This window comes from Flavobacterium branchiophilum NBRC 15030 = ATCC 35035, from assembly GCF_002217205.1.
Classification (GTDB): Bacteria; Bacteroidota; Bacteroidia; order Flavobacteriales; family Flavobacteriaceae; genus Flavobacterium; species Flavobacterium branchiophilum.
This window is the reverse complement of the sequence record NZ_MUGT01000118.1, coordinates 12,784-30,194: the sequence shown is the minus strand read 5'-3', so window position 1 is coordinate 30,194 and position 17,411 is coordinate 12,784. Positions and strand designations below refer to the sequence as shown.

The window sequence follows — 17,411 nt, the reverse complement described above, 5'->3', positions numbered from 1 at the left end:
CAATTATTTTATATGAGCCTAATTTTTCTTTATCTCATTTTATTCAAGGGTATCAAGTAATTAACAATAATGTAATTAATTTAAACGGAGCTAATGATTTTGACAAACAGTTACTGAAAGATTTCAGATATGGAATTGGTTTTGAAAACGCCATTTCCGAAAATATGTCTGTTTATATGCAATATGTAATAGGTAGTACTTTACGATTAAACAATGAACAAAATTTAGAAATCAAACCTAAGAGTTTGGTACCAGAATAGAAAAAATGCTACATAATGGGATTGTTAAAAATAATATTGATCCTATAATTATTGAAGGTGATAATACAATTAAAAACACCAAAAAAGATTTGATTATAAAGTATTTACCTAATGAATTAAATGAAAGTATGATAATGTCAATTATTTCTAAATTAAATGACAATAATAATACCATCAATAAAATACCTGAAAGTCTCAAATATCAAAATACTTTTATTAATAATATTAAACAAAAATATAAAGAAATTTATAATAATATAATAAAAAACCTTTAATTATGTGAAATTTGTAATAACAAATAAATTTTTAAATTGTACTAATCATTTTATTTTTTTTTTTTCATGAAACAAACATTAGAACTAAACAATGATTTTGCTAAAATTTCAAATGCTACATTACTTATACATCATACTGGTACTGTATTTGACATCAATACTATTTCAAGACTAAAAGTTAAGAAAGCAGAGTCTGCAATTTCTGTTAAAAATATTTTTCTTTTTATTTCTTTGCATTTAACGCTAGTTTTGTACGTCAATTTTTATCTTTATATCTTATTTTTATTTTCGCAAGTATTTACTTTTAGTAAACATAAAAGTAGAAGAAATTTTAATTACAAATTATATATTTATCAGTTTAAACATACAAATACAATAGATATAAATTCTAAAACACTTCATCATTCTTGCGAAATCATTTGGCAATATGATAAAATTAAAAGTACTTATTCATCATAAATATCTAATGGTATTTTTTATTTAGGGTATTTTATTGTTAATTTGTTCAATACAACAAAATAATTTATGGAGTTAAATATTTTAATACCTCTTTTGTAACAAAAACGATTGGTATTTGAAATAAACGCTTTCATACAAACCCAAATTTTAATTCTGTTATAATTTGGGTTTACATCATAGCGTTTTCTACCTCAGTACACAACCTATTTCCTTCAAACCGTTAGCCTCTAACTTCCAAAATACAATCCATTACCTCCAACATGATTTGGCAGCCTTCCCTAATTTCGTCTTCAGAAATTGTAAGCGGAGGTGTAATTCTAATGGCTTTACCTTCAAAAAGCAACCAAAACAATATCAGCCCTTTGTCTTGACATTTAAGTATAATTTCATTGGTAATTGCAGCATCGGCTGTCATGGCTGCAAGCATGAGCCCCCTACCACGCACCTCTTGTATTAGTGGATGAACCAATAATTTTCTAAACAATTGTTCCTTTTCTAGTGCTGCTTCCATCAATTGGCTTTGAACAATTTCTTGTAAGGTAGCCAAACAGGCCGCTGCTATCACAGGATGACCACCAAAAGTGGTGATGTGTCCTAGCTTGGGCGAGTGGCTCAACAAATCCAAATGGGCTTCCGAGGCTACAAATGCTCCTACGGGCATGCCACCTCCCATGCCTTTTCCCAAAATTACAATATCGGGAACTACTCCATAATTTTCAAAACCAAATAAACGCCCCGTTCTACCAAACCCTGGCTGAATTTCGTCTATAATCATAAGGGCACCCACCGCTGTACATCGATTACGCACTTTGAGCAAAAAATCATTTTCGGGTTCAATAAAACCCGCTCCACCCTGAATGCTTTCCAAAATAATACCCGCCGTTTTGGTGGTAATCTTTTCCAAATCGGCTTCGTTGTTAAACGTAATAAAATCCACATCTGGAATCAATGGACGAAAAGCTTGTTTTCGTTCTTCAAATCCCATCACACTCATACTCCCCATCGTGTTGCCATGATAGGCATTGTGGCACGACAGCAGCTGGCTTCGTCCTGTAACCCGTCGGGCCAGTTTCAAGGCACCTTCGGTAGCTTCTGTTCCAGAATTGACCAAATATACTTTTTGCAATGGTTGGGGCATCAAAGAGGCCAAGAGTTTGCAATAGGCTACTGCGGGCCCTTGTGCATACTCGCCATACACCATCACATGAGCATACAAATCGAGTTGTTTTTTGATGGCATCGTGCACCACCGTGGGGCAATGACCCAACGAACATGCCGAAACTCCTGCCACAAAGTCGAGGTACTTTTGATGATGAACGTCATATATGTAACTTCCCTTGGCATACAACACTTCCATACCCAGCGGATATGGCGATGTTTGTGCTTGAAATTTTATAAAATCTTCTTTCATTGTAGTTTTTTTTTTATAAACATAAAGATGTAATGGCAACTAAAAGTCAAACCATCCCTTGTTTTGGTTTTGCAAAGGTGTTGCTTTTTTGTTGTTGCGTGAGGGATAGCAGTGAAAATCCTTTTTTGCCCCTCTTTTTGGGGCAAAAAAGATTGTAACGAATAGCCCGACCCGGAGCTTGCGGAGGGACACGCCCATACGTTTGTAATCATGAAATAAATACTTACATCTTGTCATAAATAATACACCAAATCAATAGGCACTACGTTTATAACCACTATTTGGGGCGTTCCCACAAGGGTCGGGCTTTTCGTTTCAATCTTTTTTGTTTTTTAAAGAAAAAAACAAAAAAGGATTTCCACTGCAATCCCTAACGCAAATGGGGTTTCAAAGGGGCTATTGGTTTTTTTTAGCGTCCTTATCGTAGTCTAGGGTTTCTTTCCTTATTTTCATGGGGGTAGGCGCCTTGGCTTTGTCTTTATTGGCTGCTTTACGGTATTTGTCGTCCAATGCCTTTTCATCTTCAGGAAAAAGGTCGTCTTTGGTTTTGATGCGTTCGTCAATCCGCCATACAAATCCACGAAGTTTTCGGGCATTTTCGGGCAAATCCTTGTCTGGATAAATCGTACCATCTGGATTGGTATAAAACGTCATGGTTTCGATATTGTTTTTATCGAGGGTCATGTTGATGCGGCTGCTCACATTTTTATTGATTCCAATAAGTTCCTTTTGATCGTTTCGCATATAATAAATCACTTCGGTGTTTTTTACAACATCGGCTTCATATAGTTTGTTGTCTTTAAATTTGCCATACAAATTAACGCCTTTTACTTGGTTATAGCCCGTGCCAACACTGTCTTTTGAAACTATAAAAGCATTGGAAAGCACCTTCAACGAATCGAGTTTTTGGGTTGTATTGTTGCCAATAAGGTGCATCACATCGCCAGTCATTTGGTTTTCGTAGTTCCACAAAATGGGTTTGCCAATGAGTTGTGTGAGGGCCTTTTTTTGATTGGAATGTATCGAGTCGCACTTGCCCGACATATCGGTTTTAAAAAAGCGGGCATTGTTAAACCCTCTAATTATTCGGTTCCCTTCTTTGCCTGTTACCATGAGTTTTTTGGCATGAATATATACAGAGTCTTTGTCCACAACATTGATGGCCACGGCATGTTTGGTAATAAAAAGGGAGTCTTTTTGTTTGTAAATTTCGGCATAATGGCCTTTTACAATCCCTTTGTTGATGGTGTCAATAATCCGAACGTTGCGGGTGGCCGATGCAAAATCACGTTTTCTATCAAAGTATAAACTATCGCCAATAATACGTCTGTCGTTATATTTGATATAGGATTTGTCTATAAAATGGCCTGTATTTTTTTTGGTATTATAAAAACCTTTTTCGGTATAAATAAAATCTTTTTTGCTGGTAATTGTAGAAGGACCAAAAAGATAGGAATGTCCCGAGTTGGTAAAATAATCCAAATGATTGGTTTTGATTAAGTATTTTGGATTGGTAATGGTTACGGCTGTTAAAAACACAAACTTTTTTTGAGCCACATAATAACGGCCAGAAATGCTTTCGAGGGTGTTTTCTAAATTGGTAATAGTGCCTTTGTTTTTATAATATGCCTCCTGTTTGGCCCTGTCAAAATAAATGGTATCGGTAACAAGGGTACTTTCTGGCGATTGCATGATGACATCGCCCGTAGCAAAAGCCAGCTTGGTGTTGCCATTGTACTCTGCATATTTGCTGTTGAGCGAAAGGGTGTCGCCCTGCACCATTTGTACTTCGCCAAAGGCTTTTATGTAGTTTTCTTTTTCAAAATAATAGGCTTTGTTGCACGTCATTTTTACCCCTTCGTGGTTGATGCGTACATTACCCGTAAGCAAAGCAGCGCCTGGCACCAAGGATTCGTTTCTGTCGCCAAAGTCGGAATATTCGATAACAATTTTTTTGGTAGCTTGCGCATGGGTCCAAGTAGCTCCAAAGCCAATAACTACCACATAACACAAAAGATATATTTTTTTCAAAATGGTTTTTTTTCGACAAAAATACGCATTTTCATCAAAGTCCAAATTGATTTAAGAAATAATTAATGTTTTGACTATTAAAAATGAAGGTGTTGGTTGTAGGAACTGTTTGTTTATCCTAATAAACCTTTTTTGGTTCCTTTTTTTTGCATAAAAATTAACGAAAAAAGTTTGAAAATAATTTTTTTTTAAGACATAGATTTCATTTGTATTGATTTATACTAATCAGTAGTTTCAATTAATGTAATCAATTTTGTTGAAAAACCAAATCATGTTTTCAGTGATACCTTTGTCAAACTATCGTACTTTGACAAAGGTATGTAGTTGTAAGTTTTGGAATACAGTATAATAGTCAAAAGATTATTTAAAATACCTATAAATACTGTATGTATTACCCTAATATTTGACTGGCATGTACCTTGGTTTTTACCTCTGTTATGATGTTTTCAATAATGCCATTTTCGTTAATTACAAATGTGGTTCTATGAATGCCATCATATTCTTTGCCCATAAATTTTTTTGGCCCCCAAACTTGATAGGCCATAAGTACATTTTTTGCTTCGTCTGCTAATAATGGAAACGGCAAATGGTATTTTTCTTTAAACTTTTGTTGGGCTTTGGCTGCATCGGCACTAACACCCAAAAGGGCATAATTTTCACTCACAAAACGGTCGTAATGGTCGCTCAAATTGCAAGCTTCTGTTGTACATCCTGGGGTGTTGGCCTTTGGATAGAAAAAAAGCACTAATTTTTTGCCCTTATATGCCGATAATTCATGCAAGTTTCCGTCTTGGTCGTATGCAGAAAATGGCGGTGCTGGATCTCCAATTTTTAATGTGGTCATATTTGTTTTTTTTGAAAACAAAATTATAACATTTTAAATGATTTGAATTAAAAATAAATTTATTTTTACGGTTCCAATTTTTTAAATTATGACAAAAAGAGAACGGGTCAAATTTGTAATTCAAACATTGAACGAGTTGTATCCCACAATTCCCATTCCGCTAGACCATAAAGACCCTTATACCTTGTTGATAGCCGTGTTGTTATCGGCACAATGTACAGATGTTCGGGTCAATCAAATTACACCCATATTGTTTGCAAAAGCAGACAACCCTTATGATATGGTCAAATTATCGATAGAAGACATCAAAACAATAATCAGGCCTTGTGGCTTGTCGCCCATGAAATCTAAAGGTATTCATGGACTTTCACAAATTTTGATAGACCAGCACAACGGCAAAGTCCCGCAAAGTTTTGAAGCCCTAGAAGCCTTGCCTGCCGTTGGCCATAAAACGGCCAGTGTGGTAATGAGTCAGGCATTTGGAGTGCCAGCCTTTCCTGTAGATACCCACATCCATAGGCTCATGACACGATGGAATTTGACTTCGGGCAAAAACGTGGTGCAAACAGAAAAAGATGCCAAAGCCATTTTTCCAAAAAAACTTTGGAACGATTTACACCTCCAAATCATTTGGTACGGACGCGAGTATTCGCCTGCCAGAGGCTGGGATATTGAAAAAGATATTATAACCCAAAAAATAGGAAAAATAAATCAAATAATATCATAATATGTAAATATTATTAAATATTTTGCTTTTTTCAATTTATTTTTAACTTAAGTAACATTTATCACGTATTTTCATTTGTTGTTGGTATAAATTTGTACCATCAAAATCAAAATAAAAAAATAACAATTTAAGGTTTTAAAATTATGAAAATAGAACAAATTTATACAGGATGTATTGCTCATGCAGCATATTATTTAGAAAATAATGGCGAAGCCGCTATTTTTGATCCATTAAGAGAAGTACAACCTTACATAGACAGAGCTCAAAAAGACAATGCTGCAATTAAATATGTTTTTTTAACACATTTTCATGCAGATTTTGTTTCAGGACATTTAGATTTAGCCAAAAAAACAGGTGCCCAAATTGTATATGGTCCTTTGGCAAAACCAGCTTATGAAATTATTTCGGCTACAGACAATCAAATTTTCAGCATTGGAAATTGTCAGGTAAAAGTGATTCATACTCCCGGACATACTATGGAGAGTACTACTTTTTTAGTAATTGATGAGCATGGAAACGAGCACGGAATTATAACAGGCGACACTCTTTTTATTGGCGATGTTGGTCGTCCTGATTTGGCTCAACACGTTGTAGAAGATTTAACACAAGACAAATTGGCCCGTCATTTATACCACTCATTACGAACTAAAATCATGACTTTGTCAGACGATTTAATTGTATATCCAAACCACGGAGCGGGTTCGGCTTGCGGAAAAATGATGAGCAAAGAAACCACCGATACACTTGGAAACCAAAAACGTACAAACTATGCCTTGAATCCAGAAATGACTGAAGACCAGTTTGTTACAGCTGTTTTAACAGGTTTAACAAATCCTCCTGCCTATTTTCCTTCAAATGTGATGATGAACATCAAAGGTTATGAAAGCTTAGACAACGTATTGGAAAAAGCCAATCAGCCACTTCAAGCCAACGAATTTGAAGCAATGGCCAACGAAACAAGAGCTTTGATATTAGACACAAGAGATGCTGCCACTTTTGCTCAAGGATTTATTCCAAACAGTATCAATATTGGTATCGACGGTAATTTTGCTATGTGGGTTGGCGAAATGGTTGCCGACATCAAACAAGAAATATTATTGGTAACAGACTTGGGGAGAGAAGAAGAAAGTATGATTCGTCTATCCAGAATTGGATACGACCACACCATCGGGTATTTGCAAGGTGGTTTTGATACTTGGAAAACAGCTGGTTATGAGGTAGATAGCCTTGAAAGATTGACAGCTGCTGACCTTGAAAAATCTTATAATGCTGCGGAACTTCCTGTTTTTGATGTTAGAAAGAAAAGCGAATATTTATCAGAGCATTTAGAAGGAGCCATCAATGTGCCACTTAACGAAATCAACCAACATTTGGCCACTTTCCCAAAAGACAAACCTTTTGTTTTACATTGTGCTGGTGGCTATAGAAGTATGATTGCAGCCTCTATTTTGAAACAAAGAGGATGGGACAATTTTTCTGATGTAATAGGTGGATTTACCGCACTTAAAGAAACTACTTTAGCCAAAACAGATTATGTTTGTCCTTCAACTTTATTATAATAAAAATAAGTAATACAACCTTCAATAAACTATCTCAAATACACGCTTTTTTGTTTGAGATAGTTTGTTTTTTTTAATAAAATGAAATATGATACAAAAATTTGAAGTAGAAAATATCAAATGTGGTGGGTGTATGAACAGTATTTCAAATGCTTTGCAAAAAATAGCTCATGTTACCCAGGTTACTATCGACAAAAGCACCGATACAATTACGGTAGAAGGGCATGCTGATGCCAATCAGATTATACAAAAACTAACCGATTTAGGCTATCCCGAAAAAGGCAATAACTCCTTGATTTCAAAAACAAAATCATTTGTAAGTTGTGCTATTGGTAAATTAAATTAATGTCATCAAAATTATGGAAAACATGCAATGTTGTGTAACGTCGTGCGATAAATCCCTCGATAAAAATTATTGGGACTTACAATACCAGTTGCAAGCTACGGGTTGGGATTTAGGAAGAGTGTCGCCACCTATTCAATTGTATATCAATCAAATAACAAACAAAAATGCCAAAATATTAATTCCTGGTTGTGGCAATGCTTATGAGGCAGCCTACTTGTTGGAACAAGGTTTTACAAATATTACCGTTATTGATATTGCACCAACGTTAGTTCAAAATTTGAAAGATAAATTTCAAAACAATCCAAATATTACCATTATTTTGGGTGATTTTTTTGAACATCAAGGGCAATATGATTTCATCATTGAACAAACTTTTTTTTGTGCGTTGCCTCCAATGATGCGTTTGCAATATATAGTCAAAAATCATCAATTGCTAAGCCAAAATGGTAAACTAGTGGGTTTATTATTCAACAAACATTTTGAATCTGGCCCTCCATTTGGTGGTACTTTAGCCGAATATGAATCGATTTTTGGGCATGCTTTTGCATTTAACGTTTTAGAAAATTGTACCCATTCTGTGGCTCCAAGAGCAGGCAACGAATTGTTTTTTGAATGTCAAAAAAACGAGCAACATGTAGTTCAATTATATGATTTTGAAGGAATTACCTGTGTGGGTTGTCAAAATACGGTAATTGAAAAAATAAAAAATTTGCCTTTGGTTTTGTCTGCATCTATGAACGTTAATTTTACAAAAATACTCATCAGTAGTTCGGCTCCCATACTTGATTCAGATTTGCAACAATGTGTTGCTTATGAATCAAAATATACAATTAAAAAAGCAATCAGTTAATTTTTATATTAATTTTCTTAAATAAAATAATATGAATAAATTCAACGAGTACATCCAGTCTGATATTCCTGTTTTGGTTGATTTTTATGCCACTTGGTGTGGCCCTTGTCAAATGTTGGGTCCTATTATTGTTGAAGTCAAACGACATTTTGGCGATCGATTAAAGGTAATTAAAATCGACGTTGATAAAAGCCAAGAAATAGCACAGCATTTTCAAGTTAGAAGTGTGCCAACGATGATGTTATTTCAAAATGGCAAATCGCTTTGGCGTCAAGCGGGAGTTTTGCCAAAAGAAGAAATAATAAAAACGGTAGATAAATTATTATAAAAAAAAAAGATGAAAGTTCTGTGTGGCTTTCATCTTTTTTTTAATGGACTAAATTCTAGTTGATTGCAGCGTTTTGCGTTAGGGATAGCAGTGGAAATCCTTTTTTGAGGCTTTTTCTGCCTCAAAAAAGATTGTAACGGATAGCCCGACCCTTGTGGTAACGCCCAAAACGCACTTCTTTTAAGCTACTTGTTTATTTAGAATTTGAATTTGATAATTGGTTCACAAATATTTTTTCGGACATGATGACTATAACAGTTTGTCAATCAAATCAGAATAGGTTTGTTTTGGAGCCACGCCAACTTGTCTGCCAACTAGCTCTCCTTTGTGGAATACTAATACAGTTGGAATGTTTCTAACACCAAATTTTGAAGCAAAATCCTGATTGGCATCTACATCTATTTTGCCAACTACTGCTTTTCCTTCATAATCTTTGGACAACTCTTCTATTACTGGGCCTACCATTCTACATGGGCCACACCATTCTGCCCAAAAATCTACTAATACAGGTTTATCTGATTGTAAAACAACCTCTTCAAAAGTTGCATCTGTTATTGCTAAAGCCATTTTTTCTTGATTTAAGTTACGAAAATAATTTCGATACAAAATTACAATTTATTCATGTAAGTATCAACTTTTTAAAATTTCTTTTTTTATTAAGGTATCAACATTTGTTATTTAAAAAAAACAGAATGATTGTTAATATGTTATGCAATTTGTTTTATATTTGCTTTTAATTATTAATAACTTAAAAAAATGAAGGAATTATTACTGAAATTTGAAAATAAAGCCCCTGAAATAATTTTCAATTGGAAAGATTCAGAAACAGAAGCAGAAGGATGGACTGTCATCAACTCGTTACGAGGTGGTGCTGCTGGTGGAGGGACACGTATGAGAAAAGGCTTGGATATGAACGAAGTTTTATCGTTGGCAAAAACTATGGAAGTCAAGTTTTCTGTCTCGGGACCCGCCATTGGTGGTGCCAAATCAGGGATCAATTTCGACCCTAACGACCCTCGAAAACAAGGGGTTTTGCAACGCTGGTATAAAGCCGTTTCGCCTTTATTGAAAAGTTATTATGGAACAGGTGGCGATTTGAACGTAGATGAAATTCATGAAGTAATCCCATTTACAGAAGAGTGTGGGGTGTGGCATCCTCAAGAAGGGGTTTTTAACGGACATTTCAAACCTACCGAGGCCGATAAAATTAATAGAATTGGACAACTTAGACAAGGAGTAATTAAAGTAATCGAAAATGCACATTTTACCCCCGATGTAGCCCGAAAATATACCGTTGCCGATATGATTACTGGTTATGGTGTGACCGAAACAGTTAAGCATTATTACAATATTTATGGTGGCAATGTACAAAACAAAAAAGCCATCATTCAAGGTTTTGGTAACGTAGGAGCTGCTGCCGCTTTTTATTTGTCAAAAATGGGAGTGAAAATTGTAGGGATTATTGATAAAGACGGAGGAGTTATGAATCCAGAAGGCTTTGATTTTGAAACTATTACATCTTTTTTTCTGCATAAAAATGGCAACCAACTTGTAGCCAACTCATTGGTGCCTTTTCAGGAAATGAACGAAAAAATTTGGACCTTAGGTGCAGAAATATTTGCTCCTTGTGCTGCCTCTCGATTGGTAACTCAACACCAAATAGACCATTTGATTCAGTCGGGTTTGGAAGTAATTTCTTGCGGTGCTAATGTTCCTTTTGCTGATAAAGCCATTTTTTTTGGCCCTATTATGGAACAAGTGGACAATCAAATTAGTTTGATTCCTGATTTTATTTCTAACTGTGGAATGGCACGTGTTTTTGCTTATTTTATGGAGCAAAAAGTTCAAATGACTGATGAAGCTATTTTTCATGATACTTCAGAAACTATTCGTAAAGCTTTGTGTAACATTCACGATTTGAATCCTGCTAAAACCCAATTAAGTGCCACAGCTTTTGAAATAGCATTAAAACAACTCACCTAAATTTTTGGTGTTAATCCTGTTTGCAATCACAATTTTTTTTATTTTTACACGTTGTTCATTGTCTAATCACATTCAGTATGGGAACTGAAACCAGATTGGCATCATTGATGGTGTCAAAACTCATAAATTTTATTTTAAATAGCGCTATTTCTGATAAAAAGAAGTCATTTGTTTTGACTGTTTTCTTATTTCTTGGTGTGTTGTTTTTATTATACAGTATTCAATTTTGGCCACCCTCAAATTTGACCTCTATAATGGGGCAGGGGGGTGGCGGAAGTGTATCGGTTAGTTTGGGCAATAGCGATTGGGGTTCTGGAAATGATTTTAATATAAGTAGAGATGTTAGTACCCAAAAAGCCCCTAATACTTTAATAACAGATCCAATAGACGAAGTGATTTCTAATACAAATCCTTCTGATGATGTGGTTGCACTACCTAATCCTTCAAAAAAAACTACAAAATCGCCAACCCCAAAACACGAAACACCTGTTCATGAACCAAAGACAAAGGTAGCTACTGTTACTCAAGATGTGTTATCTAATATCTTAAAAGGAGGGACAAATAACGGCAACGGCACAGATAAATTAGCGGGTAATAAAGGCAAATCTAGCGGTAGTTTAGGACAAAATGGCAATGACGGAAACGGCTCTGGTACTGGCACAGGAACAGGAACGGGTTCTGGTAATGGTACAGGAATTGGCCATGGATCAGGACAAGGCACGGGTGGAGGCGAAGGCTATTCTTTAGGAAACAGAAAAGCACTTTCCAAACCAACACCAAAATACCAGTGCAACGAAGAAGGCAAAGTGGTTGTGGAGGTAACAGTAGATCAAAATGGCAATACCATACAAGCAACTGCTGGTGTAAAAGGCACCACCAATGCCGCCAAATGTTTATTAGACCAAGCAAAACTTGCTGCTATGCAAACCAAATGGCAAGCATCTGCATCGGCTCCAAACAAACAAGTAGGTAAAATAGTATATAATTTTTCCTTAAACTAAGTGGTATTTTTTAATTAAAAAGTTGTAAAATTGATAGGTTGCCATACCAAATACACTACCGAAAAAATACCCTGTAAGTAAATCTATCGGATAATGAAGGCCTAAATAAATCCTGCTATACGAAAAAACGAGAGGCCAAATCAATAAAACATAGCTATATTTGATATGTTTTTTTAGCAATGCAATCAAAAATACGGCAACCGCAGTAGTATTGGCAGCATGACCCGAAAAAAAACTATATGAACTACTCGTTTTTACAATTCTGATAATACCCTGCAAATCAGGGGTGTTGCAAGGTCTTAATCGTTGAAAATGATTTTTAAACAAATTACACGTTTGATCGGTCATGAGGATTAAAACAGCAACCAGCAACACAATATAACCCGTTTGTTTAGCTCCTAACTTTTTGTAAACCAAATATATAAGAAACAAAAAGAAGGGAGTCCAATGCAATTGATTGGTGATAAAAAGCCAAAAACCATCATAAGGTTTGGAGCCTAATCCATTTAAATAAATCAATAACTCCCGATCCAAAATTTTGAGTTGCTCTACCATTAAAATTGACGTTTTATTGGGCCTGTAATTTCTTTAAAATCTTCACTTACTTTATTTATAGTATTGGTAGAATCTACAACTAAATTTTCCTTAGCATTGTTTATTTCTTTAGAAATTTCTTTCAATGACGTTTCTTCTGTAATGTCATCAACGCCTTTTTGAATTTCGTATTTTATTTCATTTGTTGCGTTTTTCAAATGTGCCATAAATTTACCTACTTTTCTAGCAATTTCTGGTACTTTGTCCGAGCCAAACAGCATCAAAACAACGATTAATATAAATAGGATTTCACCTCCACTAACATCTAACATAATTGGTTGATTTTTTTAATTAGGTTTTGCAAAGTTAATAAGTTTCTACAATTTTTCGATAACCTTTACAGGATTAATTTGTAATTATGCTTTTTTTAATGCTTTCAAAATTCCATTTTTTGTCCGTATTGTATTTTATTTTCCCGTCTATAATTTCAAGTGGACTTTCAAAATTATTCGTATATAATCCTCCTGTTCCGAGTCCTTGAGGCATTTCATTTTTTTGCAAAAAAGTCCATTGTGCTATGGCATTGAGCCCCACATTACTTTCCAATGCCGAGGTAATCCACCAATTGATTTGACAGTTTTTTGCCGCCAATATCCACTCCATACTGCCTCTAAACCCACCAACCAAACTGGGTTTTAATATCACATATTGTGGGTTGATGGCTCTCAAAAGGGCCTCTTTTTGTGAACCATAAACCCCAATCAACTCTTCGTCCAAAGCAATAGGTACAGGGCTTTCTGTACACAATTTTTTCATGGCTTCTATTTGTCCTTGTTTTATGGGTTGCTCGATGCTATGTATCTGAAATTCAGATAATTGTTTTAATTTAGAAATCGCTTCTTCTACCAAAAAAGCACCATTGGCGTCCACTCTTATCGTAATTTTTGATGCGTCAAAATGCTGTCGAATATAAGCTAATAAAGCCAACTCTTTTTCAAAATCAATTGCTCCAATTTTCAATTTAATACAATCAAAACCAGCTTCAATTTTGGCTTCTATTTGAGTTCGCATATACTCTGGACTGCCCATCCAAACCAACCCATTGATTGGCATTGATTGTGTGCCCAAAACAAAATCCGACGGAAACAATTCAAATGGATGCTTACTGTACAACGACTGGAATGCCATTTCTATCCCAAATTGAATCGATGGAAATTCCAGTAAAGCTTCCCATAAATAGGCTACTCCTAGGTCAATATGCTTACAAACCCATGTCAGTTTTTCTTCGTAATTTTCTCGGTCGTCTATACTCAACCCTCGCAACAACCCACACTCGCCAATTCCTATTTGGCCTTGGTCCTCAATTACCAAAAACCACGTTTCTTTTTGTGTCAAAACACCCCTCGATGTACCCGAAGGGGTTTTAAAATGTAATAAATATTTATAATAATGTGCTGTCATTTATTTTTTTTTGGAGCTATTTCCAGCTATTCGTTACAATCTTTTGTGCCAAACCCTGGCACAAAAGGATTTTCACTTCTATCTGGGCTAATTCGTTTTCAAAAGAGGCATGTTTTATTCAAACAACTCTAAAATATTATCAAAATCTTCATGTTCAATTTTATATTTTTTGAATAAATCCAAGTCTTTTCGTGCTTGTTCTATCCAACTCACTTTGGATGAAATATTTTGATTTCGATAGGTTTTATGGATATTTTTGGCCATTCTAAACTCGTTGTTCAATACAAAAGCATGTGCCAAACGCAGCTTGATTGCGATATCCGAGGGGGCTAATTTTTCTGCATTTTCAAGGGCTTGTTTGCCTTTTGAAAATTGCTTGGTCATCAAATAATAATAACCTAAATTGCTATAATCTTGTGCATTTGCTTTTTGAAACTTTATAAATGTTTGGTGAGTTGCTTCGATTGCTGCTTCAAAATTTTGCTCATCGGCTAGCTGTGCTATATGTTGTCTATTGGTAGTATCTAACTCATCTTGTAATCCTATTTCTGAAATACATTTTTTTTCAAAGTCATACAATACTTTATTTTTTTCTATCTCTAATAGGTTTTGAAATTCGCTATATTTATAATTTTTTTGGATATTTTCCAAAATACAAGCGGTAAATAGTCCAGAATGAGCTAATTTTTGTGCCGTTTCTAGCTGATTGATGGTAGCTAAAAGTGATTTTTTGTGCGTCATGTTGTATCCCCTGCTTAATTTATAATCAACCCACGGCACTATTTCTAATACAATTTTTTGATTCAAAATCCAGTTTTTATTTTCAAACACAAAAAATATTTTTGTAACTTCATCAGAAAGGCAAGTGTCATTTTGCAATGAAATCAGTTTTGCTTCTTTGTTAGTTGGAGTATTTTGAGTATAACAAGCTTTATTGGAATTGGCATTTTTTACAAAGTTGTTGGCTGCTATTTCCGAAGCAAAAAGGGCAAATTTGCAAGTATCATTTCCTGAAATTTTTGATAAAAGAAACACTGCACCCGCCGAACCTTGGCTAATGCCAGTAGGATCGGGTATGGATTTTAACAAAGAGGTAAGGCTCGATGCCAGCTCTTGATTATCGTTTAATAAGGTAATTCTGAATAAAAATTGGGTGGTTCCATCAGGAAAATCATCTGATGCCACCACTATTTTTTTAAAAGCAGAGGCAGTTATTGTTTTATTGGTTGCTCTTTCTTTATCCCAAAATCCATCGTTTTGAGATAAAAGGGAGTTCATGTAAAGAAAAAGTAATATTAATAAATTTTTTTTCATAATTTTTTGCAAAAATGTATCTTTGAAACAAAAGTTCCTAGCCCCGATAGTAGCGACATCCTTTTGTTTTTTTCTTTAAAAAACAAAAGATATAGCGGATAGCGGGATTAGCTCCTAGAAAAAATTACAGCACTAAGCATTATTGACAATTAAATCTGATATAAAAAATATCATTCCTAAGGCTAATAATACAGATAGTAAAAAAGTTGAAATAGCTAATTTTTTTAATTCGGGGTCTAAATTTTTTGGAATTTGATTGTGATAAACGGTTTTTAAATGACTAATTATAGGGAAAAAGGCTACAATAAAAATGTATTGGTCAAAATGAAAACTTTGAATAAAGCCAAAAAGGAGACACAATACCATGGCAGATATAACAAGAAAAAAATGATATTTTTTCGCCCATGATCCTCCATATTTTACAACCAATGTATTTTTATTGGATTTTCTATCAGATTCTTCATCACGCATGTTGTTTAAATTTAAAACCCCTACACTCAAAAAGCCAATGGCTATTGCTGGTAAAAACAACACCAAATTGAGTTCTTTAGAATATAAGAAATTGACACCAATAGTACTGACTAAACCAAAGAAAATAAATACAAAAATGTCGCCAAAACCTTTGTACCCATAAGCTGATTTGCCAATAGTATAGCGAATGGCAGAGGCAATTGCGGTGATTCCGAGTATTAAAAAAAATAAAGAATATAGTAGATTTGTATTTTTAAAAGACAAATAAATTAATACAATAGAACTAATGAATGTTAGAATTGATGTAATAATTATGGCTCTTTTCATTTGTTTTGGACTAATATTGCCGCTTTGTATGGCCCTCATAGGGCCAATGCGGTCTTGATTATCAGTTCCTTTGACACCATCGCCATAATCATTGGCAAAATTGGATAAAATTTGTAAACCCAAGGTTGTAAGAATGGCAAAAATAAATATATTCCAATTAAAAACTTCGGTAGGAGTTAAAACATTTTCAGTAGGGTAGGAGAGGGCAAACATACTGCCTACAATGATACCTGAAACGGAAAGGGGTAACGTACGTAATCGGGCTGCTTGTATCCAATGTTTCATAATATTTGATTTTTGTCTTTATTATTGTAAATTTAATTTTATTAATTATAAATTATGGCAACCATTTTTTTTCAAAATTAGGTTTCCTTTTCTCTAAAAAGGCATTTCTACCTTCAACAGCTTCGTCTGTCATGTAAGCCAATCGGGTAGCTTCGCCTGCAAAAACTTGTTGTCCCACCATGCCATCATCTGTTAAATTCATGGCAAATTTCAACATTTTTATTGAGGTGGGCGACTTGGCTAAAATTTCTTGAGCCCATTCATAAGCGGTTGTTTCTAACTCTTGATGCGGAATAACGGCATTGACCATGCCCATTTCAAAAGCTTCTTGTGCGGTGTAATTTCTGCCAAGAAAAAATATTTCCCTAGCTTTTTTCTGACCAACCATTTTTGCTAAATAAGCAGATCCGTAGCCTCCGTCGAAACTTGTAACATCGGCATCTGTTTGTTTGAAAATAGCATGTTCCTTGCTGGCCAAGGTCAAATCGCACACCACGTGCAAGCTATGGCCGCCACCAACTGCCCAACCTGGAACTACCGCAATGACGGCTTTTGGCATAAATCGGATAAGGCGTTGGACATCCAAAATATTCAATCTATGGTAACCATCTTCGCCAACATAGCCCTGATGTCCACGGGCTTTTTGATCGCCACCACTGCAAAACGACCACACACCGTCTTTAGTCGAAGGGCCTTCTGCAGAAAGTAACACAACTCCTATTGAGGTGTCTTCTTGTGCATCGTGAAAAGCTTGTAATAATTCTGAGGTGGTTTTGGGTCTGAAAGCGTTGCGAACGTCGGGTCTGTTAAAGGCAATACGAGCCACACCATTGCATTTTTTGTATGTAATGTCTTCAAAAACTTTAGCTGTTTTCCAATCTATCATCTGGTTTATTTTTTTAAATTTCAAATTGTAAAAATACACATTTTATAGGAGCTAAATCC

General features: G+C 34.9%; 20 protein-coding genes. 10 read left to right on the top strand and 10 right to left on the bottom strand.

The window, feature by feature from the left end:
• The 3 genes from B0A58_RS16505 to B0A58_RS12490 form a co-directional block, all read left to right on the top strand.
• On the top strand, positions 1-260 hold a 260-nt coding region (locus B0A58_RS16505; RefSeq protein WP_165766340.1), incomplete at its 5' end, for a hypothetical protein.
• Between the two features lie 5 nt (positions 261-265).
• The gene (locus B0A58_RS12495) at positions 266-535 is read left to right on the top strand and encodes a hypothetical protein (RefSeq protein WP_089081337.1); all 270 of its coding nucleotides are present in this window, start codon (positions 266-268) and stop codon (positions 533-535) included.
• Between the two features lie 66 nt (positions 536-601).
• A complete protein-coding gene (locus tag B0A58_RS12490) occupies positions 602-994 on the top strand; it encodes a hypothetical protein (protein ID WP_089081336.1) in 393 nt (130 codons plus the stop codon).
• 220 nt (positions 995-1,214) lie between these two features.
• On the opposite strand, the gene B0A58_RS12485 is transcribed toward B0A58_RS12490, so the two are convergent.
• The 3 genes from B0A58_RS12485 to bcp all read right to left on the bottom strand — a co-directional run bounded on the left by B0A58_RS12485 (position 1,215) and on the right by bcp (position 5,280).
• Positions 1,215-2,405, bottom strand: a complete 1,191-nt coding sequence (locus tag B0A58_RS12485; RefSeq protein WP_089081335.1) for an aspartate aminotransferase family protein — start codon at positions 2,403-2,405, stop codon at positions 1,215-1,217.
• Between the two features lie 396 nt (positions 2,406-2,801).
• Complete coding sequence (locus B0A58_RS12475) at positions 2,802-4,427, bottom strand: OstA-like protein (RefSeq protein WP_243389498.1); 1,626 nt, start codon at positions 4,425-4,427, stop codon at positions 2,802-2,804.
• A 400-nt stretch (positions 4,428-4,827) separates the two neighbouring features.
• Positions 4,828-5,280 carry a thioredoxin-dependent thiol peroxidase gene (gene bcp / locus B0A58_RS12470; RefSeq protein WP_089081333.1) on the bottom strand — a complete coding sequence of 151 codons (453 nt, stop codon included), beginning with the start codon at positions 5,278-5,280 and terminating at the stop codon, positions 4,828-4,830.
• Between the two features lie 88 nt (positions 5,281-5,368).
• Here bcp and B0A58_RS12465 point away from each other — a divergent pair, with 88 nt between their 5' ends.
• From B0A58_RS12465 to trxA (B0A58_RS12445), 5 genes are all read left to right on the top strand, one after another.
• Entirely contained in the window at positions 5,369-6,007 is a 639-nt protein-coding gene (locus B0A58_RS12465) for an endonuclease III domain-containing protein (RefSeq protein ID WP_089081332.1), read from the top strand.
• Between the two features lie 143 nt (positions 6,008-6,150).
• The gene (locus B0A58_RS12460) at positions 6,151-7,566 is read left to right on the top strand and encodes an MBL fold metallo-hydrolase (RefSeq protein ID WP_089081331.1); all 1,416 of its coding nucleotides are present in this window, start codon (positions 6,151-6,153) and stop codon (positions 7,564-7,566) included.
• An 88-nt stretch (positions 7,567-7,654) separates the two neighbouring features.
• Positions 7,655-7,912 carry a heavy-metal-associated domain-containing protein gene (locus B0A58_RS12455; RefSeq protein WP_089081330.1) on the top strand — a complete coding sequence of 86 codons (258 nt, stop codon included), beginning with the start codon at positions 7,655-7,657 and terminating at the stop codon, positions 7,910-7,912.
• 13 nt (positions 7,913-7,925) lie between these two features.
• Positions 7,926-8,762, top strand: a complete 837-nt coding sequence (locus tag B0A58_RS12450) for a methyltransferase domain-containing protein (RefSeq protein WP_089081329.1) — start codon at positions 7,926-7,928, stop codon at positions 8,760-8,762.
• A 31-nt stretch (positions 8,763-8,793) separates the two neighbouring features.
• Positions 8,794-9,090, top strand: a complete 297-nt coding sequence (gene trxA / locus B0A58_RS12445; RefSeq protein WP_089081328.1) for a thioredoxin — start codon at positions 8,794-8,796, stop codon at positions 9,088-9,090.
• 249 nt (positions 9,091-9,339) lie between these two features.
• On the opposite strand, the gene trxA (B0A58_RS12440) is transcribed toward trxA (B0A58_RS12445), so the two are convergent.
• A complete protein-coding gene (gene trxA / locus B0A58_RS12440) occupies positions 9,340-9,657 on the bottom strand; it encodes a thioredoxin (protein WP_014083502.1) in 318 nt (105 codons plus the stop codon).
• Positions 9,658-9,846: 189 nt separating this feature from the next.
• Here trxA (B0A58_RS12440) and B0A58_RS12435 point away from each other — a divergent pair, with 189 nt between their 5' ends.
• Together B0A58_RS12435 and B0A58_RS12430 are read left to right on the top strand one after the other, a co-directional pair.
• Complete coding sequence (locus tag B0A58_RS12435) at positions 9,847-11,073, top strand: Glu/Leu/Phe/Val dehydrogenase dimerization domain-containing protein (RefSeq protein WP_089081327.1); 1,227 nt, start codon at positions 9,847-9,849, stop codon at positions 11,071-11,073.
• Between the two features lie 77 nt (positions 11,074-11,150).
• On the top strand, positions 11,151-12,074 hold the full coding sequence (locus tag B0A58_RS12430) for an energy transducer TonB family protein (RefSeq protein ID WP_089081326.1): 924 nt from the start codon (positions 11,151-11,153) through the stop codon (positions 12,072-12,074).
• Here the strand turns inward: B0A58_RS12430 and B0A58_RS12425 are convergent.
• From B0A58_RS12425 to B0A58_RS12400, 6 genes are all read right to left on the bottom strand, one after another.
• On the bottom strand, positions 12,066-12,629 hold the full coding sequence (locus B0A58_RS12425) for a phosphatase PAP2 family protein (RefSeq protein WP_089081325.1): 564 nt from the start codon (positions 12,627-12,629) through the stop codon (positions 12,066-12,068). The genes B0A58_RS12430 and B0A58_RS12425 overlap by 9 nt on opposite strands.
• Positions 12,629-12,940, bottom strand: a complete 312-nt coding sequence (locus tag B0A58_RS12420) for a Sec-independent protein translocase subunit TatA/TatB (protein WP_089081324.1) — start codon at positions 12,938-12,940, stop codon at positions 12,629-12,631. Before B0A58_RS12420 ends, B0A58_RS12425 begins: the two co-directional genes overlap by 1 nt.
• Positions 12,941-13,013: 73 nt before the next feature.
• Entirely contained in the window at positions 13,014-14,069 is a 1,056-nt protein-coding gene (locus B0A58_RS12415) for an o-succinylbenzoate synthase (protein ID WP_089081323.1), read from the bottom strand.
• Positions 14,070-14,183: 114 nt separating this feature from the next.
• Positions 14,184-15,383, bottom strand: a complete 1,200-nt coding sequence (locus B0A58_RS12410; RefSeq protein ID WP_089081322.1) for a tetratricopeptide repeat protein — start codon at positions 15,381-15,383, stop codon at positions 14,184-14,186.
• A 132-nt stretch (positions 15,384-15,515) separates the two neighbouring features.
• Positions 15,516-16,466, bottom strand: coding sequence for a 1,4-dihydroxy-2-naphthoate octaprenyltransferase (gene menA / locus B0A58_RS12405; RefSeq protein WP_089081321.1), 951 nt, complete (start codon positions 16,464-16,466; stop codon positions 15,516-15,518).
• A 52-nt stretch (positions 16,467-16,518) separates the two neighbouring features.
• A complete protein-coding gene (locus B0A58_RS12400; protein ID WP_089081320.1) occupies positions 16,519-17,352 on the bottom strand; it encodes a 1,4-dihydroxy-2-naphthoyl-CoA synthase in 834 nt (277 codons plus the stop codon).
• Positions 17,353-17,411: the final 59 nt, after the last annotated feature.